Source organism: Clostridium sp. LIBA-8553 (assembly GCF_057782465.1).
In genome coordinates this window covers 2876148-2898370 of sequence record NZ_CM173489.1, presented here as the reverse complement: position 1 = coordinate 2898370, position 22223 = coordinate 2876148, and the positions used below count along the sequence as shown (strand labels likewise).

At 28.8% G+C, this 22223-nt stretch carries 19 protein-coding genes and 1 pseudogene; 18 read left to right on the top strand and 2 right to left on the bottom strand.

Translation table 11 applies throughout. The features are described from left to right. Genes nadD through AC2JAQ_RS12915 form a run of 4 tightly spaced genes read left to right on the top strand, consistent with a single transcriptional unit; the run spans nt 1 to nt 3413 of the window. Complete coding sequence (gene nadD, locus AC2JAQ_RS12930) at nt 1-609, top strand: nicotinate-nucleotide adenylyltransferase (protein WP_488456816.1); 609 nt, start codon at nt 1-3, stop codon at nt 607-609. Nucleotides 610-611: 2 nt separating this feature from the next. Then, entirely contained in the window at nt 612-1184 is a 573-nt protein-coding gene (gene yqeK, locus AC2JAQ_RS12925) for a bis(5'-nucleosyl)-tetraphosphatase (symmetrical) YqeK (RefSeq protein WP_488456815.1), read from the top strand. Nucleotides 1185-1206: 22 nt separating this feature from the next. Beyond that, nucleotides 1207-2520: an LCP family protein gene (locus tag AC2JAQ_RS12920; RefSeq protein ID WP_488456814.1), complete on the top strand. Its 1314-nt coding sequence runs from the start codon at nt 1207-1209 to the stop codon at nt 2518-2520. Next, complete coding sequence (locus tag AC2JAQ_RS12915; protein WP_488456813.1) at nt 2517-3413, top strand: RluA family pseudouridine synthase; 897 nt, start codon at nt 2517-2519, stop codon at nt 3411-3413. The genes AC2JAQ_RS12920 and AC2JAQ_RS12915 overlap by 4 nt, the downstream gene beginning before the upstream one ends. A gap of 121 nt (nt 3414-3534) precedes the next feature. Here AC2JAQ_RS12915 and AC2JAQ_RS12910 read toward each other — a convergent pair whose 3' ends face one another. Further along, entirely contained in the window at nt 3535-4869 is a 1335-nt protein-coding gene (locus AC2JAQ_RS12910; RefSeq protein WP_488456812.1) for a serine hydrolase, read from the bottom strand. Nucleotides 4870-5061: 192 nt separating this feature from the next. Here AC2JAQ_RS12910 and AC2JAQ_RS12905 point away from each other — a divergent pair, with 192 nt between their 5' ends. The 11 genes from AC2JAQ_RS12905 (at nt 5062) to AC2JAQ_RS12855 (ending at nt 18097) form a co-directional block, all read left to right on the top strand. Further along, a complete protein-coding gene (locus AC2JAQ_RS12905) occupies nt 5062-5808 on the top strand; it encodes a ComEA family DNA-binding protein (RefSeq protein ID WP_488456811.1) in 747 nt (248 codons plus the stop codon). A 43-nt stretch (nt 5809-5851) separates the two neighbouring features. Further along, nucleotides 5852-6883, top strand: a complete 1032-nt coding sequence (gene selD / locus AC2JAQ_RS12900; RefSeq protein ID WP_488456810.1) for a selenide, water dikinase SelD — start codon at nt 5852-5854, stop codon at nt 6881-6883. 16 nt (nt 6884-6899) lie between these two features. Continuing rightward, a complete protein-coding gene (selA, locus tag AC2JAQ_RS12895) occupies nt 6900-8288 on the top strand; it encodes an L-seryl-tRNA(Sec) selenium transferase (protein ID WP_488456809.1) in 1389 nt (462 codons plus the stop codon). Continuing rightward, nucleotides 8289-10211, top strand: a complete 1923-nt coding sequence (selB, locus tag AC2JAQ_RS12890; RefSeq protein WP_488456808.1) for a selenocysteine-specific translation elongation factor — start codon at nt 8289-8291, stop codon at nt 10209-10211. Between the two features lie 110 nt (nt 10212-10321). After that, on the top strand, nt 10322-10567 hold the full coding sequence (locus AC2JAQ_RS12885; RefSeq protein ID WP_488456807.1) for a hypothetical protein: 246 nt from the start codon (nt 10322-10324) through the stop codon (nt 10565-10567). A 303-nt stretch (nt 10568-10870) separates the two neighbouring features. After that, nucleotides 10871-11314, top strand: coding sequence for an RDD family protein (locus tag AC2JAQ_RS12880; protein WP_488456806.1), 444 nt, complete (start codon nt 10871-10873; stop codon nt 11312-11314). A 26-nt stretch (nt 11315-11340) separates the two neighbouring features. Next, nucleotides 11341-12696 carry a 23S rRNA (uracil(1939)-C(5))-methyltransferase RlmD gene (gene rlmD, locus AC2JAQ_RS12875; protein ID WP_488456805.1) on the top strand — a complete coding sequence of 452 codons (1356 nt, stop codon included), beginning with the start codon at nt 11341-11343 and terminating at the stop codon, nt 12694-12696. Nucleotides 12697-12903: 207 nt separating this feature from the next. Then, a complete protein-coding gene (locus tag AC2JAQ_RS12870) occupies nt 12904-13641 on the top strand; it encodes a CPBP family intramembrane glutamic endopeptidase (RefSeq protein WP_488456804.1) in 738 nt (245 codons plus the stop codon). Between the two features lie 204 nt (nt 13642-13845). Beyond that, nucleotides 13846-15654, top strand: a complete 1809-nt coding sequence (locus tag AC2JAQ_RS12865; RefSeq protein WP_488458803.1) for a S8 family peptidase — start codon at nt 13846-13848, stop codon at nt 15652-15654. A gap of 12 nt (nt 15655-15666) precedes the next feature. Continuing rightward, a complete protein-coding gene (locus tag AC2JAQ_RS12860; RefSeq protein WP_488456803.1) occupies nt 15667-17421 on the top strand; it encodes a S8 family peptidase in 1755 nt (584 codons plus the stop codon). 226 nt (nt 17422-17647) lie between these two features. Further along, the gene (locus AC2JAQ_RS12855) at nt 17648-18097 is read left to right on the top strand and encodes a GNAT family N-acetyltransferase (protein ID WP_488456802.1); all 450 of its coding nucleotides are present in this window, start codon (nt 17648-17650) and stop codon (nt 18095-18097) included. Nucleotides 18098-18211: 114 nt separating this feature from the next. On the opposite strand, the gene AC2JAQ_RS12850 is transcribed toward AC2JAQ_RS12855, so the two are convergent. Further along, entirely contained in the window at nt 18212-19072 is an 861-nt protein-coding gene (locus AC2JAQ_RS12850) for a 50S ribosomal protein L11 methyltransferase (RefSeq protein ID WP_488456801.1), read from the bottom strand. A gap of 219 nt (nt 19073-19291) precedes the next feature. Here AC2JAQ_RS12850 and AC2JAQ_RS12845 point away from each other — a divergent pair, with 219 nt between their 5' ends. The 3 genes and pseudogenes from AC2JAQ_RS12845 (at nt 19292) to AC2JAQ_RS12835 (ending at nt 21961) form a co-directional block, all read left to right on the top strand. Then, nucleotides 19292-21049, top strand: coding sequence for an SUV3 family DEAD/DEAH box RNA helicase (locus tag AC2JAQ_RS12845; protein WP_488456800.1), 1758 nt, complete (start codon nt 19292-19294; stop codon nt 21047-21049). Nucleotides 21050-21061: 12 nt separating this feature from the next. Continuing rightward, nucleotides 21062-21338 (top strand): annotated as a pseudogene (locus AC2JAQ_RS12840) (DUF503 domain-containing protein). Between the two features lie 227 nt (nt 21339-21565). Then, nucleotides 21566-21961, top strand: coding sequence for a hypothetical protein (locus tag AC2JAQ_RS12835; RefSeq protein ID WP_488456799.1), 396 nt, complete (start codon nt 21566-21568; stop codon nt 21959-21961). Nucleotides 21962-22223 lie beyond the last annotated feature (262 nt).

Below are 22223 nucleotides of genomic sequence, written 5' to 3'. Positions count from 1 at the left end.
ATGAAAAAAATAGGAGTAATTGGGGGAACCTTTGACCCAATACACATAGGTCATATTTATATAGCCTATGAAGCCTATAAAGAATTAGAATTAGATGAAGTTATATTCATGCCGGCTGGCAATCCACCTCATAAGAGGAATAAGAATATAACTGATGAAATAATTAGATATGAAATGGTTAAAAAAGCTATAAATCCATATAGCTTTTTTTCCATAAGTAACTATGAAATAGAGAAACAGGGATTGAGCTTTACTTATGAAACTTTAAGATATTTAAATGAAAGTTTTAGAGAAGTAGAGCTCTATTTCATAACTGGAGCAGATTGTCTTGTAAATCTAAATTCGTGGAAAAATATAAATGAAATTTTTAAATTTAGTAATTTAGTTGTTTTTAATAGGCCTGGATTTAATAAAAATGATTTATTAAAGAGGAAAAAAGAGTTTGAGAAAGAATATTGTACTAATATAGTATACTTAGATTTACTTAATATAGAGATAAGTTCTACCCTTATAAGGGAAAGAGTAGCAGATTCTCTAGAGGTAAACTTCTTTTTACCACCAGGTGTGATGGATATAATAAATAAGAACAATTTATATAGGAGAGAGTAGCTATGTGGTCATTAGAAGAAATAAATAAATATATTAAAGAGACTCTTAAGGGAAGTAGATACTCACATACTTTAGGTGTAGTTGAAACTGCTAAGGAGCTTGCCAAGATAAATGGCGAGAATGTACAAAAGGCAGAGTTAGCAGCATTAATTCATGATGTAGCAAAATATGTTCCTGTAGAGGAGCAAATAAAGATATTAGAGGATAAAGGATATGAGTTAGATGAAATAACTCTAAACTCGCCTCAAGTTTTACATGGATTTGTTGGTGCAATAATAGCAAAAGAAAAGTTTGGAATAGAAGACCAAGAGATTCTAGATGCAGTAAAATATCATACTTTAGCAAAAAAAAATATGAGTAACCTAGAGAAAATAATATATATAGCTGATTATATTGAACCAGGTAGAGATTTCCCTGGAGTTCAAGAATTAAGAGAAATAACAAGAGAAAACTTAGATGAAGGTGTATTGAAGGGCTTAGAAAATACTATTTTATTTGTTATAAAACAAGGCAATTTATTACATCCTCTAACAATAGAAGCAAGAAATTTCTTAGTAATGCAAAAAAATTCTTAATTAAATAATTTGGGGGGATTATATGGGGAATGAAGAAAATAAAATTGAAAAAAGATCGGATAAAGAGAAGAAAAAGAAAAAAAGTTTAATTAAAAGAATAATTCTTTTAACTTTAGCCTTTATTCTTATTTTTTCAGTAAGTGTTTTTGGATATATATATTTTAAGTATGGTAGTTTTTTAGGGCAAGTTTTTGATATAGTTAAGGATGTAAAACAGGATGTAATAAAAGTTGAGGAGCCAATAAATGTTCTTTTATTAGGAATGGATATTGGTGATACAAATGATGTTTCAAACAAGGATGCAAAAAGAACAGACACAATAATATTAGCTAATTTTGATCCCATAACAAAACAAGCAAAGTTAATATCTATACCTAGAGATACTAGAGTTAATATAGGCGGTAAGTCACAGAAGATAAATGCAGCTTATCCCATTGGAGGAGAAAAGCTTGTTAAAGAGCTAGTAAGTAATATTTTAGGTGTTAAAGTTGATTATGTTGTTAAAGTTGATTATGAGGGCTTTAGAGGCATAATAGATGCTATCGGCGGGGTTGATATGTATATAGAGCAAGATATGAACTATGATGATCCTGGGCAGGACCTACACATACACTTCAATAAGGGAGAAACTGTACATTTAGATGGTCAAAAGGCAGAAGAATTCTTTAGATGGAGAAAGAATAATGATGGTACGGGATTAGCTAATGGTGATGTTGACAGGATAAAAAATCAACAAAAACTTATGAATGCTGTAATAGATAAAGTATTATCAGTATCTACTATAACAAAAATAGATAGTATAGCAGAGGTTCTAAATCAGAATATAGAAACTAATCTTCCTTTAGATGTTACAGTTGCATATGGGCTTAAAGCTTTAGAAACCGATAAGAATAATATACAGATGACTACTTTACCAGGTGAGGGTAAGTATGTTGGAAATGTTTCTTATTATATTGCAGATGAAAAGGCAACTAAAGAATTAAAAAGTCAATTAAATAGTAGTAATTTAAGTGGAAGAAAGAATGTTATCCCTAGTCTTGCTAGAGAAGAACTTTCTATAAAAGTTTTAAACTGTACAAAGATAAATGGATTAGCTGCCAATATACAAAAACAATTAAATGAAAATGGTTATGATAAAGTTGATGTTGGAAATGGCGAGCCAAGAGAGAGTTCTCAAATCTTAATAAAAGATGAAAGTTCAAGAGCTTTTATGGAAAATGATTTAAAGATAAAAGATATTAAAAAGGGAATACCATCTAAGTATGATAGTAGTGGAAATTATGATGTAGTAATCTTATTAGGAAAAGATTTTAAAAATTTCGGAGAGATGCAATGAGTATTTTAGAAAGTAAAATAACTAAAGAATATGATAAAAGAAAGATAAGAGAGTTCTTAAAAGAAGAGTTAGGTCTATCTTCAAGATTAATAAGAAGTGCTGCCATAGACAAAAGAATTAAAGTAGATGGTGTTGCAGTTAAAATGAACTATGTAGTTAAAACTGGGGAAGAGATTAAAATTGAACTTTCAAAGAAAGAATCTCAAAATATTGAACCAGAAAAAATGGATTTAGAGATAGTTTATGAAGATAGTGATATATTAGTTTTAAATAAAAGACCGTTCATGGTTGTACATCCTACAAGAAGTCATCCTAACGGAACTTTAGCTAATGGTATATTATATTACTTCAAAGAAAGTAATCAGGATTGTATAGTTAGGTTAGTTAGTAGATTGGATATGAATACTTCAGGGCTTATAATCATAGGAAAAAATCAGTATGCTCATATGGTTTTATCTAATGAAATGAAAACAGATAAATTTCAAAAAAGGTATTTAGCTATAGTTCATGGAAATTTAGAAGAAAAAGAGGGAACTATAAATAGACCTATTTATAGACCAGCGGAAGATACCATAAAAAGAGTTGTTGATGAAAGAGGACAGGAAAGTATAACTCATTATAAGGTTATAGAAAGTTATGATGGCGCTGACTTAGTTGAGTGTTTACTAGAAACAGGTAGAACACATCAGATAAGAGTTCATTTAAGTAGCTTAGGTCATCCTATATTTGGTGATGCACTTTATGGAACTGAGGATGCTGAAGATATTTCAAGACAGGCATTACATGCTTATGGATTAGATTTTTATAGTCCAAAGACTAAAGAGCCTTTAAGTTTAAGAGCAGATCTTCCAGAAGATATGAAAATTTTAATAAACAAATTAAAAAATAAGTAGTTTTAAGCAAATGCTTAAAACTACTTATTTTATTATTTAGCTATGTTTTAAGTGAATATTGATTTTTAGCTAAAGCTCCAGACCTATCTAAAAAATTAACAATGGTTTAAAACAGAGCCTTTTATTTATACAAATAAGAATTACGTTTTTTCCTATTTCTTATTCTCTTTATAGTTGAAATAAATCTTATCATAAACAAAATTAAAATAACAACAAATATAAACCCTATAATGGTTAAAGCAACATAAAAACCACTAAAACTTTTAAGTTTTATGATAATTTTTTCGAAATTTGTGTAGGTTATATCATTGCCATTCAAAAGATCTACGCTTTTATAAGGTGTATCCCCTACCATAATTGTTCCGACAAAATGAGTATTGTTTTTTAGTATATCAGTACCTCTAGATATTGGAGTAGCAGAGTTAACTGAAAAATTTATATTTAAGTTTTTCTTTATATTTTCTGTAGATAAATTTTCTATTTCAGAATTTTTAAATGTCTTGTAGACATCCTCTGGAACAACTAGAGATAGTGTATTTTTATCATCTATATAATATTCTTTTGCAATATCACCTTTGGAATATATTTTTACTAAGGAGAAATCATCAAAGCCGTAATTTAAAAGTGACTTGGTATCTTCATAATATTGTTCCTTAGTATCATATCCGAAGAGAGTAAGAACTAATTTTCTATCTCCTTTTTTAGCTGCACATGCAAAGGTATGTTTAGACTTAGTTGTATATCCTGTTTTATTGCAGAATATATCTTCACAATAATATGGACTTGTTGTATGAATAAGTTGGTTATTATTATTTGCCCATATAGGTTCTCCGCTTACAACACTTTTAGGCATTTCATGAGCTACTTTTTCTGTTATTTCACAGATAATAGGATTTTTTGAAGCATAGTTCATTATTAAAGCTAAATCATAAGGTGTGGTTAAATGATCTTCTTCAAAAAGTCCACTGGCATTAACAAAGTGAGTATTTTTAGCACCAAGTTCTAAGGCACGCTCATTCATAAGTTTAGCAAATTCTTCTTCGGAGCCAGATATATGCTCTGCTAAAGCCACAGCGGCATCATTAGCAGATTGTATTAATAATGCATTAAGTAACTCTTCCACTGTATATTTATCTCCCTCTTGAAGTCCAACACGGGTACCTTCAGCTAAAGGAGGATTTTTTCCTATAGTGACAACATCATCTAGCTTAGCTTTTTCTACTGTAAGCAAGGCTGTCATAGTTTTGGTAGTAGATGCTGGAGCCATTTTGACATTAGCATTTTTTTCAGCTAATACCTCTCCAGTAGTGCCATCCATAAGTACCATTCCTTCACCATGAATCTCAGGAACTGTAGTTTCAGCAAAAACATTTACATTTAAAACTAAGATAAATAGAAAAGCTATTGATATTATAAGTTTAAATTTTTCTTTTAAATTCTTACAATTTATATTCATAAAGCCTCCAATTTTTTAATTTTGGTCGCAATAATAATTATAACAATAAAATAGCATATTTTCTATGGAATTGTATGAATTTGGTACTTAAAAATATTGGAAATGTCAATAATATTAGATAAATTTGAGAATTTATAATTTTATATTTTAATTCTTGAATAAATTTACAATAAATCTATGTTGGGAGGCATCATGAAGAAAAAAGAAAAAGTTATAGGGAGCTTAATAATAGCTGTAGTAGCTATAGTTTTTTTATTTGTTGGTTATTCAAAGACAAATGATAAAAAAATAAGTGAAGATGATATGGAAAAATTATTTTTAAATGCGGAAAAAGAAGAGGATGAAAGTGAATCAAATTCAAAGCAACCTAAAAAGAATGATGATATTGAAGAAAATGAGAAAGAGAATATCAATAAAAGTAATGAAAAAGAGAGTAGTAATAGTAATATAGAAAAAATAGTTGTAGAAATTAAAGGGGAAGTAAAAAATCCAAATGTTTATGTATTAGAAAATGGAAGTAGAATTTACGAGCTGATAGAGAAGGCTGGAGGACCAACAGAAGAAGCCGATTTAAGTAATATCAACAGAGCTTTATATTTAAGTGATGGGCAGTGCATAGTTGTTAGGAATATGAATGATGAGAAAGAAGAAGAAACAGGAAGTTTAGAAGAGAATCTAAGTGGTAATAGTATTGAAACAGTTAAGAATTCTTTAGGAGAAAAAGGAGAAAGTAGTGAAGAAAATTCAATTATTAATATAAACACTGCATCTAAAGAAACACTTATGACCTTAAATGGTATAGGAGAGAGTAAGGCACAAGCGATAATAGATTATAGAGAAGAAATAGGGGGATTTAAAAGTATTGATGATATTACAAATATAAGTGGAATAGGAGAAAAAACTTTAGAAAAGATAAAAGATAAAATTTCTATAAAGTAATATGATATAATGAATATTATTATTTAGAAATGAGGTGGAGTTTATGATAGAAAAAAGATTAACAGAACTATCAAAGACCTCTGGCTGAGCAGCTAAAATAGGGCCGGGGGCTCTTTCAGAAATTTTAAGTAAATTACCAAAAATGAATGATGAAAATTTAATTGTTGGAATAGATACATCTGATGATGCGGCAGTATATAAATTAAATGATGAAATGGCTACAATACAAACATTGGATTTCTTTACTCCAATAGTAGATGATCCATATACTTTTGGACAGATAGCAGCTGCAAACTCCCTAAGTGATGTTTATGCTATGGGAGGAAAGCCAATAGTGGCATTAAACATAGTTTGTTTCCCAAATTGCTTAAATATGAATATTTTAGGTGAAATATTAAAAGGGGGAGCAGATAAAGTTTTAGAAGCAGGAGCTGTAATAGTAGGAGGTCATACTGTTCAAGATGATGAACCTAAATATGGTTTGTCTGTTACAGGAATTGTACATCCAGATAAAGTTCTTAAGAATTATGGTGCAGAAACAGGTGATATCTTAATTCTAACTAAACCTATTGGATTAGGAATAGTAAACACAGCCATTAAAGCTGGAATAGCTTCTAAAGAAGCTTATGAAAAAGCAGTAAAAGTAATGGCATATTTAAATAAATATGCTGGCGAAATAATAACTGACTATGATATAACATCATGTACGGATATAACAGGATTTTCACTGATAGGTCATGCTTATGAAATGGCAGAACCATCTAATAAAACTTTTAGAATCTTTAAGGATGCAATTCCATTTATTAAAGAGGCTAAAGAATATGCTAATATGGGATTAATTCCTGCTGGATGCTATGAGAATAAAAGATATTTAGAAGGAAAATATCAGTTAAATAATGTTGAAAGTTGGATGGAAGATATATTATTTGATCCTCAAACATCAGGTGGATTATTAATCAGTTGTAAAGAAGATGACTATATAGACATACTAACTAGATTAGAAAAATTAGAGGTAGAAAGTGCTGTTATAGGACGTGTCGAAGACTTCCATGATGCATATATAGTAGTAGAGTAGTTTTTAGGAGGATAACATGACAAAAGAACTTCTTAGAGCTTTGCCTAAGATAGATGAGATACTTGGTATTTTTAATGAGGACTTTTTAAATAAAAACGGGAGAGAAATAGTTGTAAGTACTTTAAGGGATATAATCAATGAAAATCGAATGGCTATTCTAAATGGAGAAGTAAATTATGCTTTAACTAAGGAAGAGTCCAAGGTTAAATGTGAAGATAGGTTATTGAAAAAAAGAGAAAGAAATTTAAAAAGGGTTATTAATGGAACAGGTGTTGTTATTCATACTAATTTAGGAAGATCTTTGTTAAGTGAAGAGGCTACTGAAGCTGTTGTTTTAGCGGCATCAAGCTATAGCAATCTAGAGTATGATTTAGAAAAGGGAGAAAGAGGATCAAGATACTCCCTTATAGAAAATATAATAAAAGATATTACAGGAGCTGAAGCAGCTTTAGTTGTAAATAACAACGCGGCGGCTATAATGCTTGTATTAAATTCTCTTTGTGAAAATAAAGAGGTAATTGTTTCAAGAGGGCAACTTGTTGAAATAGGTGGTTCTTTTAGAATTCCAGAAGTGATGAATTTTTCAAGAGCTAAGCTTGTAGAAGTAGGAACAACTAATAGAACTCACTTATATGACTATGAGAATGCCATAACTGAAGAAACTGGAGCCTTCTTAAAAGTTCATAGTTCTAACTTTAAAATAGTAGGCTTTACTAAGAGTGTTAGTGCAAATGAATTATGTGATTTAGCGAAGGAAAAAGATATACCTGTAATAGAGGATATCGGTAGTGGAGTTTTAATTGATTTAAGCAAATATGGATTAGAAAAAGAACCAACCGTAATAGAAAGTTTGGAGGCTGGAGTTGATGTTGTAACATTCTCTGGGGATAAAATGCTTGGTGGAGCACAGGCTGGAATTATTGTGGGTAAAAAGAAATTCATAGATAAAATAAAAAAGAATCAATTAACTAGAGCTTTAAGAGTTGATAAATTTACTTTAGCTGCTTTAGAAATTACTTTAAAACATTATTTAAATGAGAAAGAGGCAATTGAAAAAATACCAACTCTTCATATGATGACTTTAGATTTAAATGAAATAAAAGAAAGGGCTAATAGGCTTTACAATGAATTAGAAAATTTAAATGAATTTTATAAGTTTTCTATAGAAGAGGGCGAATCAACAGTTGGCGGAGGTTCAATGCCAGATAGCAAATTAGCTACTTATCTACTTAAAATAAGTTCAGAGAGTATAAATGAAGTTAGTTTAGAAAGAGCTTTAAGGGAATATAAAATTCCTATAATAACTAGAGTTTACAAAGGAGCAGTTTATATAGACCTTAGAACTATTTTAGAAAATGACTATGAAATTATATTCAATGCTTTAAAGGAAATAGGTGAAAAATAGATGAAACATGTGATTATAGGAACGTCAGGACATATAGATCATGGTAAAACCACTCTTATAAAAGCTTTGACAGGTAGAGAGACTGATAAGCTTGATGAGGAAAAGAAGAGAGGAATATCTATTAATTTAGGATTTACATTCTTTGATTTACCATCAGGAAAAAGAGCTGGTATAATAGATGTTCCAGGGCATGAAAAATTCATCAAAAACATGTTAGCAGGAGCTACATCATTAGATGTAGTTCTTCTAATTATTGCCCTAGATGAAGGAATAATGCCACAAACAAAGGAACATTTAGAAATATTAGAGCTTTTAGAGGTTAAAAAATGCATAGTTGCTTTAACTAAAAAGGATTTAGTTGATGAAGAATGGGCAGGGATGATAAAGGATGATATAAAAAATTATTTAAAATCAACTAGCTTTAAAGATGCAGCAATGATAGAGGTTTCTTCCAAAACAAAAGAAGGAATTAATGAATTAATAGAAGAAATAGATAGGTCTGTAGAAGAAATAGAACAAAAGGATAAGGAAGGTCATTTTAGACTAGCAGTTGATAGAAGCTTTTCAGTAAGTGGATTTGGAACTGTAGCAACAGGAACTATATTAAGTGGAAGTGTAAAAAACGGAGATATGGTTCAAATTAATCCAAGTGGAATAGAAGCTAGAGTAAGAAATATTCAAGTTCATGATGAAAATGTTGAAATTGGAGAAGCTGGTCAAAGATGTGCATTGAACTTAGCAGGAGTCACTAAGGAAGAGGTATCTAGAGGAACTGTAGTATGTACAGTAGATACCATAGAGCCATCTTATATGATAGATTGTAAGTTTAAATATTTGAAATCTAATGAAAAGAATTTAATTAATAGACAAAGAGTAAGAGTATATCATGGTACTTCAGAAATATTAGGAAGAGTAGTAATTCTTGATAAGGAAGAAATAGAGCCAGGCCAGGATGCATATATACAATTAAGATTAGAAAGCGAAATATGTGCTCAAAAAGGTGATAACCTAGTTATAAGAAATTATTCTCCTATGATAACTTTAGGTGGTGGCAAGGTTATAAACCCTGTAGCTAGAAAAGCTAAAAGATTTAAGGAAGATTATTTAATTCAATTAAAGCTTATGGAAAAAGGAAGCATAGAAGAAGTTGTTGAAAATGTAGTCTTATCTTTAAGCGAAAATTTTCCTAACTCACAAGAAATAATAAAAGGTTTAGGAAGAAATGTAGAAAACATTGATTACATATTAGATAAGCTTTATGAAAATAAGAAGATAATAAGAATAGAGAATGGAAAATCTAAGTTTTTTATACATAATAAATTCTTTACTAAGAAGAGTGAAGAAATATACGAAATCTTAAAGAACTTCCATAAGGAAAATCCTTTGAAAGTAGGAATGAATAAAGAAGAACTTAGAAGTAAGAGTTTTTCTAATAAGGTCAAACAAAAAATATTCCAAAACTTTTTAGAGCTTATGAAGGAAAAAGAAATTATAAAAGAGGGAGCTAATGTAGTTGCCCTAAAGGAATTCGAAATAAATCTAACAAAAGCTCAAAGAGGAATAAAAGAAAAGATATTAGAGAGTTATTTAGAAAGTGGAATAACTTCTCCAAAAATAAAAGATATAATAGATGATAAAAAACTAGAGAAGGAATATCTTAAAATATATAATCTTCTAGTTGAAGAAGGAGCTTTGGTTAAACTGCCAGAAGATGTGGTTATGCATAAAGAAGTAATAGACTCTGTAAAAGATAAAATAATAGAATGGTTAAATAAAAATGGTTCTATTACATTGGGAGAAGCTAAAGAGCTTTTAGGTGTTTCAAGAAAATATTTAGTTGCAATTTTAGAGTATTTAGATCAAGCTGAGATAACCAAAAGATTAGAAGATAAAAGAGTTCTTAATAAAAATAATTCACTTTAAAATAAAAAATTAATAGTATAATAAAACATAATAATTAGTATTATTTTAGTAATCCTCTCATACAAATTTAGTAGAGTTAAATCTAATAATTTTGGTGGGAGGATTTTTTTATGCAAAATTTAGATTATTGCTTAGAATGTAGAAGATTATTTTTAGAAAGTGAAGAGTGTGAATTCTGTGGTTCAAAAAATATTAAACCTATAAAGAAAAGTACATCAGTAAATGTAATTGGAAGTAAGGTTAAAGGAAAAGTTTTAAACTGTAAAGATGGTGTAGTAAATGTAGTGGTTGTAACTGAATCTAAGGAAAGAGTAATTAAGGATTATAAAGTAAAAGAATTAAGAAAAGTTCTTTAGTAGGAAAATGTTTATAAACATATTTAAAGATTTTAAGATAAAACTTATTCACATATTTAGAAAATCTTCGTAACTTTCTAAATGTTGTGTATAAGTTTTATTTTTGATTAAAAATAGTTTCTTTTTTTGTTTTAATATTGGAGTAAATTATAGTAGTTATTATTTTGATTAATAATGAAAATGTAATAGTTTTGCCATAATAATACACTATAATTAAATAGATTTGATTTACATAAGATAATAAATATAGTATATTTAATTAATGTATTTCAGAATAATATTTAATGCTTTTAGGAGGATATTATGGACGATAACAAATTCGCTAAAGAGCAAGAAGATGCTTTAAAAAGTGATGAAACATCAACAACAAATGAAAATGAAAAAATGGACTCATATGAAAAAGAAGCAGCAATACTAGAGACAGTATCTTTAGATACTAACACTATAGCTATTGATAATGAAGAATTTATGGATAAAAAAGATATTGGTGAACAAGGGGAGAAAAAAAGCTCTTTCTTCAAGAGAATACTTGAAGGAGTTATAGATCAAACAGTAGTATTATTATTATCTTTAGCAGCATTTTTTATAGTAGATTTAATAATGAGACCTTTTGGCTATAAGATATCAGCAGAAGGAAGAATTCCTTTTTATTTTATAATATTTGTTATTATGAACATACTTTACAGAGCTATAATGGAAGGTAGAAAGTTCAAATTAACATTAGGTGAAAAAGTATTTAGAAAATAAAAAATTATTAGTAAGGGAGACAACTAATGAGAAAAGGTAATGAAATAGAATTAGCAATAGAGGGGATAGAATTCCCTGCTAAAGGATTTGGATTTGTAGATGGTTTAAAAGTTTATGCTAAGAATACTTTTCCAGGACAAAAAGTATTTGGAAGAGTAACTAAGAAGAGAAAAGAGTATGCAGAAATAAGAGTTTCTGAAGTTAGAGAAAAAGCTAGTTATGAAGAGAATCAAAAATGTTCTCACTTTGGAGTTTGTGGAGGCTGTTCTTCTCAAACAATTCCTTATGAGAAACAATTAGAACTTAAAGTAGAGCAAGTTAAGGAATTATTCAGAGAAGCTGAAGTTCCTACTGGAGAGTTTTTAGGAATAGAAACCAGTCCAACTCAATGGGAGTACAGAAATAAAATGGAGTACACTTTTGGAGACGAGGAAAAAGGTGGGCCTCTTACTCTTGGAATGCATATGAAAGGAAAATCTTTTGGAATAGTAAATGTTGATGAGTGTGTATTAGTTGATGAAGATTTTAGAAAAATACTAGACACAACTGTTAAATATTTTAGAGAAAAAGGGTTACCTTTTTATAAAATAATGCCTAGAACAGGGTATTTAAGATACTTAGTAGTAAGAAAAAGTGTTAAAACAGAAGAAATACTTGTAAACTTAGTTACAACAACTCAAATAGACTTTGATTTAACAGAGTTTACTGAACTTATCAAAGGATTAGATGTAAAAGGAAAATTAAAATCAATAATACATACAGAAAGTGATGCTTTATCAGAAGCTGTTATACCAGAAAAAGTAAACATTCTATATGGAGATGATTTTATAACAGAGAACCTTTTAGGATTAAACTTTAAAATATCACCATTCTCATTCTTCCAAACAAACTCATTAGGAGCTGAGAAGTTATACAGCATAGTAAGAGACTTCATGGGAAGTGCTGACAACAAGGTTGTATTTGATCTTTATTGTGGAACAGGAACAATAGGTCAAATAGCTGCTGGAAAGGCTTCAAAGGTTATTGGAATTGAGCTTATAGAAGAAGCTGTTGTAGCAGCAAATGAGAATGCTAAATTAAATGGATTAAATAACTGTAATTTCATAGCAGGAGATGTAGCTGAGGTTATAAAAACAATTAAGGATAAGCCAGAAATAATAATCCTAGATCCACCAAGAAGTGGAGTACATCCAAAGGCTTTAGACTACGTTATAAAGTTTGATGCACCACAAATAATATATGTTTCATGTAACCCTAAAACTTTAGTAACTGATTTAAAAGTTTTAGAAGCTAAAGGATATGAAATAGAGAAAACTCTACTTATGGATATGTTCCCAAATACTCCACATGTAGAGACTGTGGTAAAGCTTAATAAAAGATAATAGCATGAAAAAAAGATTAAGATAGGAATATCTTAATCTTTTTTTATGAGAAAATATAGCGCGTTTAGAAATAATATTTATAAATAAAACTATATATTTCGAGAATATAAGAGATGAGTTTAAAATGATGAATGCTATTTAATATAATGTTAAAAATATAGGTGAAACAGAAATGGAAAATTAATTTTTACAAAGGAGACATTACAAGTGAAAGAATATAATTTTTTTAGATTTGAAAACAAGAATGATGATTTTCCCTTTTACAATAATGATAAAACAGCATTTACACCTATTCAAAGTCTTTTTTTAATTTTTGCTTCAATTGGAAGTGTAATATTATTTAGAGTTTTGGGGGCAACAAGGTTAAATTTTTTAATACCTTTTATAAATATCATAGTTCCTCTCGGTTCATTAATGATAGTTGTTAAATCAAATTGGATTAAGCTTTTCAGGAAGGTTCACTTTAAGGATATAATCTTAGTAATATTGGTATTGATAACTAACTTGATTGTTACTTTTATAGTTGGTTTTTTTACTGTAAAATTCGCAAGTGCTGATGTAAATCCAGCAGTACATATTATTCAAAGAAATTCTCCAATTGAGAATCTTAAATTCTTTCTTATGATGATACCCATGCTTTTCGGAGAAGAATTAATAACTATTATTCCATTCTTAGTTGTTTTACAGTTTGCTAAAAGGAATTTAAAAACTTCAAGAAAAACCGCTATTATAATAGCCTGGATTGTATCTGCTTTAATTTTTGGTGCAATGCATTTGCCAACTTATAATTGGAATATTGTTCAAGCAGTTTTATCAGTAGGAATAGCAAGGTTAATACTTACTTTCCCATATATAAAAACAAAAAATATTCTAACATCTTTATTTGTACATATATTAAATGATTGGATTCTTTTCTTACCATTCTTATTAATGAGTTTGGAATAAAAAGATTTTGAATCATAAAATATTAAGATCTTATATTAGGTATTAAAGTAGAAATGTCCATAATTTTCAGATTAAGTAGTTAATTATGGACATTAATTTTTATAAAAAATATATTAAAATTCACCAATAAAAGTTTTTATTTGTAACACCGCTAAAATTATAGAGTACATTAAATTAAGAGTTCTATTTAAGAGGTGAGTAGTCATAGAAGTAAGTCAATGTCCTAATTTTTTTAGTGCAGATTCTCCAGATTATTTAGTGGAATATAGGGGGAATTTAAAAGAAGAGTTAGAAAAGGCTCCATATGCTTGTGGAGAGGCAATCACTGATACATTAGGTATTGTTTCAACGCCACCACAATATTTGAATCAATTAAGGAAGGATGTTCCATCAATTGTTTATATACAAACAAGAGTACCCTATGTATTACAGGATGTGTCGCCACAAGATGTTGATAATATACCAACCATAGTAAATAATTCTTATTTAGGTCTTAATGGTAGTGGTGTTGTGGTAGGAATAGTAGATACTGGAGTAGATTATCTTAATAAGGAATTTACGAGGGAAGATGATACCTCAAGAATATTAACTATTTGGGATCAAAAGAGCACAAAAAAACCAGATCCATCAGTTTTTGTAGGTTCTATATTTACAAATGAAGATATAAATAATGCAATTAAAAGCAAGATGAATGGAGGAAATCCATATGATATTGTTGATAGCAAGGATGAAGTTGGTCATGGAACTAAGTTAGCTAGCATAATAGGAGCAAGAGGATACAATAGGCTTATTAAGGGAATTGCTCCTAATTGTGATTTTGCTGTAGTAAAGTTATTAAGATCACTTAGTTATGAAAAAGAGTTCAGAGAGAATGGAATAGAAAATGTTCCAATTTATAATGAATCTGAGATTATAGCTGGAATTGAATATCTCAAGAATTTTGCTAAGTCTATTAATAGACCTTTAGTAATTTGTTTAGCAATAGGATGTACTGAAGCAAGTCATGATGGAAGAGGACTTTTTTCTAGATATTTAACTACTATTGGATCAATAAGAGGGGTGGCAGTAGTTGCTGGTGTAGGAAATGAGGGTGCTGCACAGGGACATGCTACTGGAATAATAAAAAGTGAAAATAGCATTGAAAAAATTGAATTATTAATACCTAGAGAAATAAAAAATTTTAATCTACAATTTTGGGTACAAAGACCTGATATTATGTCATTAAATATAATATCACCTAGTGGAGAAGCATCTTCATTTATAGATGCTAAGATTTTTTTAGAAAGATCATTTAAATTTATACTAACTAATACAAGTGTTGATATTAATTATTATACGCCTGATACCTTTACAGGTAATCAACTTATCTTAATTAATTTTAAAGATATAAAACCTGGAATATGGACATTTGAGTTAAGAGGAGATTATATAGTTAACGGTAGATATGATATATGGTTATCACCAAGTATTTTATTACCTGAAAGTACTAGATTTCTTAAGCCAGATCCATTAAATACTCTTATGGTACCATCTACTGCTAGATATTTAACAACTGTAGCTTTTTATAATAGTCAGACGCAGTCATTGTTATCTGAATCTGGTAAAGGATTTAATGTAAATGGATGGATAAATCCAGATATAACTACTGCAGGAAAAGATATATTGACAACATCTCCTGGTAATCAAGTTGTAAGGATGTCAGGTTGTTCACCAGCAACAGCAATAGTTTCTGGGGTTTGTGCATTATTATTACAGTGGGGAATTGTAAATAGAAATGATATAACTATGAATTCAAGTAAGGTAAGAAGTTATTTGGTATATGGAGCTACCAGAACTAAAGGTCAAACATATCCTAATGAAAATACTGGATATGGATTTTTAGACATATATGAGGTATTCAAAAATATTATAGCAGTACCCTTAACACCGTATAGAAATAATCAAATTAATAAAAATTATGTTGAATATTATTTGGGAAGGTTATTTATTAGTGTACCTTCTGACTTATATTAGGGGGGAAGTATAATGGAATTTAAATCTTCGACTCCAAAAGAGATATTTAATAATGCAAATTATGTAAGTTATTTAGTTCAGTATCAGGGAGATATCATAGGTGAATTTTCTGATGTTAAAGGAGTATTTCCAACTTTAATTAATAATAGATACGCAATAATAACTGTAGATAGAAATCTACAAGAATATGAAAATGACATATCGATGATTATATATAAAAAAGAAGATGGAAGGTATGTAAGGGTTGAGACTGTTACTTATATAAAAAGTCCAGAGGCTTATGTACTTCAGCAAATAAGCCCTTTAGAGGCGGCTAATGTAGACTATGTGCAGGTAGAGACATACTTTAATTTAACTGGAAAAGGAGTAATTATTGGTATTTTAGATACTGGAATAGATTATTTAAATGAAGAATTAATGGATTCCAATGGGAATACAAGAATTTTAGGTATTTGGGATCAAACTATTTCAAGTAATAATTCAAAGGGACAAAATTTACCTTATGGAACTTTTTACACAGAAGAAGAGATAAATAGAGCTATAAAACTAAGTAGGGAAGGAGGGGATCCATATACAATAGTTCCATCAAAGGATGAAATTGGACATGGTACATCTATGGCTGGAATAATTGGTGGAAAAGGAAAAAATCCTAATTTAAGGGGGGTTGCCCCAGATTGTAAATTTTTAGTTGTAAAACTTGCACAAGCAGCCTACTATAAAAAAGAATATAATATAGATATACCTGTATATAATATTACAGAAATATTTACAGCTATACAGTACTTATATTCATATTTCTTAAAGGCACCACAAAGTATGATTATATATATGCCTTTAGGAACTAATAGAGGAAGTCATAAGGGAGCCAGTGTTTTGGAAGAGTTTTTAGAATCTATATTAATAAGTAGAGGAATTGCAGTAGTTACTGGAGCAGGTAATGAGGGAGCAGCATTGCTACATGGATCTGGAATTATAAAAGCTGGTAGACAAGCAACTACTCATGAATTTAATATAGACAAAAATCAGAAGAAAATTAATATTGAAATTTGGATAGAAACACCTATTATAGCATCTCTAGAAATTATTTCTCCAACAGGAGGAACAACAGGAGAAATACAGCCTTTTTTTGGTAAAGGAATTAACTATAGTTTTATAATTGAGCAAACTACAGTCTTAATAAGTTATTATATACCTGAAGAGCTATATGAGGATGCTTTAATACTTATTATACTAGATAATGTTCAACCAGGAACATGGATTTTTAAGTTTAGAGGTTTAAAAGAAATAGAAGGTAAATATAATATTTGGTTACCGGCAAGAGGGATAAGTAAACCAGATACTAGGATGATACCCTCAGATCCATATGGAACTATAACTACTCCAGGAACAAGTTATTCTGTCATAACCGTAGCAGCATATAATCAAGTAAATAATACTTTATTAAATTATTCAGGAAGAGCTTTTGAGGATAATTATATTGATGTAATAGATGTTGCAGCTGGAGGGACAAATGCTCTTACTATTGCACCGAATAATGAAACAACCTTTGCAAATGGAACAAGTGTTGCGGCCGCTATTGTGGCTGGAATTTGCCTGTTACTTTTCCAATGGGGAATAGTAGAGGGAAATTATCCTTATATGTTCTCTCAAACTTTAAAGTCTTTTATTGCTAGAGGAACAAGGAAGAGAAAAGGCGAAACCTATCCAAATCCACAGCTGGGTTATGGAATAGTAGATGCATTTAATATCTTTAACCTTACAAATTAAATTTAGAATAATTATTAATATAGAAAGTAGAATTTTAGGATAGATAAAATTTCGCTTTAAAATAATAACTAATTAAAATAATAATTATATATAAATTTAATATTAATAATAATTTAAAAAGAGATTTGTATTTATATTGAATAAATATAAAAATATTTTTAAATCATAATTTTTGGTGTAATATAAAGTAAAGTAACACAAGTAAAGAGATATGGGAGGAGCTATTATGATAAAAAGCATTGATAACATAGAATTAAAAAAAGAACTAGCTTATAATCTAATGAATGATTTTAAGTATGAAGTTCATAATAAACATATTATTGAAAAAATAATTGAGAGAATAGAGAAAATACCATTCTATGCATATATAGAAAATAGTAAAGAAATAGGCTTTCTTTCAATGAAGCCTTTAACAGAAGAATCTGCAGAGATTTATTTTATTAAAATGCTTGATGGATATGAAGAAAGAGGTTTTGAAGAAGAGCTTATAAATAATGTTGCAGCTTTTTATAAAGAAAAAGGATATAAACTTTTAAGAGTTAAGGTTTTAGCAAATGGAAATCATGACGGATTAATAAATTTTTATAGATCAGTTGGTTTCTTTAAGCTTGAGGAAAGAGTTGAATTAGAGGATAGAGAAAATAAAGTTTTAGTTATGATTAGACCTTTAGTATAATGTTAATACTATGTTTTAGGTAAATATTGATTTTTAGTTAGACCTTTAGACCTAGCTAAAAATCAATATTAGTTTAAAATACAGTTAATTAAAAAATAAAAATAGAGTTAAAGTTTATTTTGAGAATATAGCTGTGCACCATTCTTTAGTTTGGAATTTCTCATTAAGCTTAAATCCCTTTGCTTCAACTTTTTCTCTAACCCAATCAAAGCTCCATTCAACAAGGCCAGAAACTAGAAGCTTACCATTATCTTTTATGTGTTCATCAATAAAATCCATAAACATTTCAGTTTCTTCTCCGCCTATATTTATGAATATCCAATCAAATTTTTCATCTAAAGTATAGTCTTCATCAAGAACATTGTCTACAACCACTTCTATATTTTCTAATTCATTTAAAGAAGCGTTTAAAAGTACCTCAGCTTCTACATCTCTTATGTCAACAGCTACAATCTTTGAAGCGCCTTTTACTCCAGCGGCAATAGAAAGAATTCCTGAACCAGTTCCTAAATCAAGAAGAGATTTATTTTTAAAATCTTCTCTTACTATGAACTTTAATATATCTTGAGTAGTTTCATGTAAACCAGTACCAAAAGCACCTTGAGGAGTAAAGAATATTACATTTTTATCTTGAAAATTTTCTGTTGGAGCACATAATACCCAATTTTCGTTTAGATGGATAGGATCAATATAAAATTCTTCAAATTCATTTTTTAATTCATCAATTGAAGAAGGAGATTCATTAAGTAATTTTGAAACTTCATTTTTGAAAGTTTCGAAATCTTCTAAATTACCATCGAAAGCAACTTTTAAGTCAACAATAACACCCTCTTTTTCAACATAACCATAACCAAACATATCTGTTGTTATATCTAAAGGTGACTCATAATAAACATTAAAAATGTCATTGATTTGAAGTAATTCTATTTTTTCATCCACAAGTTCTCTTGGGATTTTGTAAGTAATTATAAACATTTATGTATTTCTCCTTGGATTAAGATTTATTTTATTAAATTTTATGTACGTAGATATTATAGCATATTAAAAGTCTTGACTAATTTTTTTAATATTAAATCAATTCTTTGAAGAAAATATTAGAAAGATGAAAATTAAATTATTTGTTATGTTAATAGAAAAAGATTACAATTAATCTATAGGTTAAATAATAGAAATTTTTAACTTGGAGGAATTTTAATGAAAAAAAATGCAGCTCAAAGGGAATATAAAAAGTTATCTGGACAGATAAGTCAAATAGAAAATATAGTGAGACACTCAAAAGCTGGAGCACTATTTGAACATGAATCAACTTTAAGAAAAAAATTATTACAATTAAAATCGATGGAAAATTATGGCTTAAAGGGATATGATGCTATTTATGATAGATATGAAGAATTATTAGAAGAGGTAGGTAAAAGAATTTTAGAAGGTTATAATAATAAAAATGACACAAGCTTTGATTTTTATGAAGTGCTTAGAAATAATTATAATGTGTTCTTAAATTCAGGAATAATGACACTTTTAGTAAAACATCATATTCCAGAATTAATATCAAGAGAGTTTGATGAAAAGTTCCCAGCGAATCCAAAGGACGAGTATCTTCATACAAGAAGACTAAGAAGAAAATTCTATCTTCATTTAGGAGAAACAAATACAGGAAAAACTTATACAGCTATGCAGAGATTAAAAGAGGTTAAAAAAGGTGTATATTTATCACCACTTAGAATTTTAGCTTTAGAAAACTTTGAAAGATTAAATAATGAAGGCGTTAAGTGTAATTTGCTAACTGGAGAAGAAGAGATATTATTTGAGGATGCAACTCATGTATCATGTACCATAGAAAAAGCTAATATTCATGAAAGATATGATGTGGCAGTAATAGATGAAATACAAATGATAGATGACTCCCAAAGAGGATATGCTTGGACTAGAGCTTTGCTTGGATTATATTGTAATGAGATACATATATGTGGAGCTTTTAATGCTAAGAATATATTAAAAGAAATAATTGAAGATTGTGGAGATGAGTATGAAATTATAGAATATCATAGGGATATTCCATTAATTGTTCAGGAACAAAGTTTTCATCCGAAGGATGTGCAAGAGGGCGATGCTTTAGTTTTATTTTCTAAGAAAAAAGTTCTTCAAATGGCAGAACAATATTCACAGATGGGAATTAAATGTTCAATAATTTATGGAGATTTACCACCAGAAGTTAGAAGGAAACAATATGAAGAATTTATAACAGGAAAAAATAAAATTTTAATAACAACTGACGCTATTGGTATGGGAGTTAATCTTCCTATTAAAAGAATTATTTTCTTATCTATAAGTAAATTTGATGGAGAACAAATGAGGGAATTAACTTCTCAAGAAGTTAAGCAAATTGCAGGAAGAGCAGGAAGAAAAGGAATATATAATACAGGATACGTAGCATCATATAGAGATAATGTAGAGTTTATAGAAGAAAGACTAGAGGAAGAAGATGTTAGTATAAGTAGAGCAGTATTGGGACCATCAGATGCAATATTAGAAATTGATAGTTTACCTTTAAATGAAAAATTAGCATTATGGAGTACTAAAAAGAGTGAGGTTCCTTACTATAGAAAAATGGATATAAATGAGTATTTAATTATATTAGAGAGATTAAAACCATATAAACTTCTTGAGGAAATACAATGGGAACTTTTAAAAATTCCTTTTGATATATCTAAGGATGATTTAATGAATCAATTTTTAAATTTCGTAGATCAACTATTTATAAATGATCAAGAAGAACTTTTTAAGCCTCAGTGTTATTCAGGAACATTATATGATTTAGAGACCTATTATCAGATGGTTAATATGTACTATTCATTTAGCAAAAGATTTAATTTAAATTTTGACTTAGAGTGGATAGAAAGTGAAAGACTTACTGTAAGTGAGGAAATAAATAATATTCTTATGCGAATATAAATAGGTGATTATATGAGAGTTTTAAATTTAAAAATAACTTTAAGAGCATCTTGGGTACATTCATTAAAAGAAAAAAGAATGGTAGTAAAAAGCCTAGTTCAAAGGCTAAAAAATAAATTTAATATTTCTGTTGGAGAAGTTGATAAGCAGGATATTCATCAAAGCATAGTTATAGGAATATCAGCTGTATGCGGAAGTTCTAAACAGGTTGCTTCATTTAATAAGCTTTATAGAAGAAAATACAGATGCAGAAATAATTGATATAGAAAGTGATAATTATATATTTTAAGTGAAAGTCTAAATTTTTAATTTGGTATCTTGAACTTATGCAATCGAACATAGTGAGATTGTATTCTTATCTAAAGATCAACAGTAAAATGAAATAAAGCTTAATTAAAATATTAAGTTTTTATATATGTTAAAAATGGAATTTTATATTCCAAAACTATATAAGTATAAGGCTTTAAGGGAAAGGAAAAACTAAATTAAAATAAACAAGCTTTAGGAGGAATTGATATGAACCCATATGAAGCGCCAGTAAATAATTATATTTTAGTTATGCCTGATGGAAGAGTAGTTGGTTTTGAAGAAAGTGATATGGCTCAGGCTTATGTAAACAGATATTATCAAGAGCAAATTGCTCTTTATTGTGATAAGGTAGACTTTTCAGAACTTGATATGACTGAATGGAAATCAACAGGAAGTATATGCAGTGTAGTGGGAGCTACTGAAGGTGTATGTATTCTTTATAGGTTAGATGAATTCATAGCTAGCATACAGAAATCATCAATATTTGAAGATGAAAAGAATGAGCTTATAGCTAAATTAAGAGGAGAAAAAATATATTTAAATATAAATGATTACCAAATAGATGATATATTAGCCAATGTTGATGGAGTAATATATCAATAAAAAAATAATGCATAATTTTGTTTTAGCAGGGCAATATAATAGTGTAACAAGGATAGGAAGTCACGAGGACTTTCTAATGTTACTATTTGCATAGGCAAAACTTAACCTAACTTAATAATTAATTATTATTAAGACTCGAAATGTGACAGCGCGTTCGGTCACACAAAGGGAAGCTATGAGTTATAAATTTTAACTCATAGCTTTTCTTTTTTGCTTTATAAAATTCAAAAGATTAATTCAGATTACTGTATAAATTAAGTGT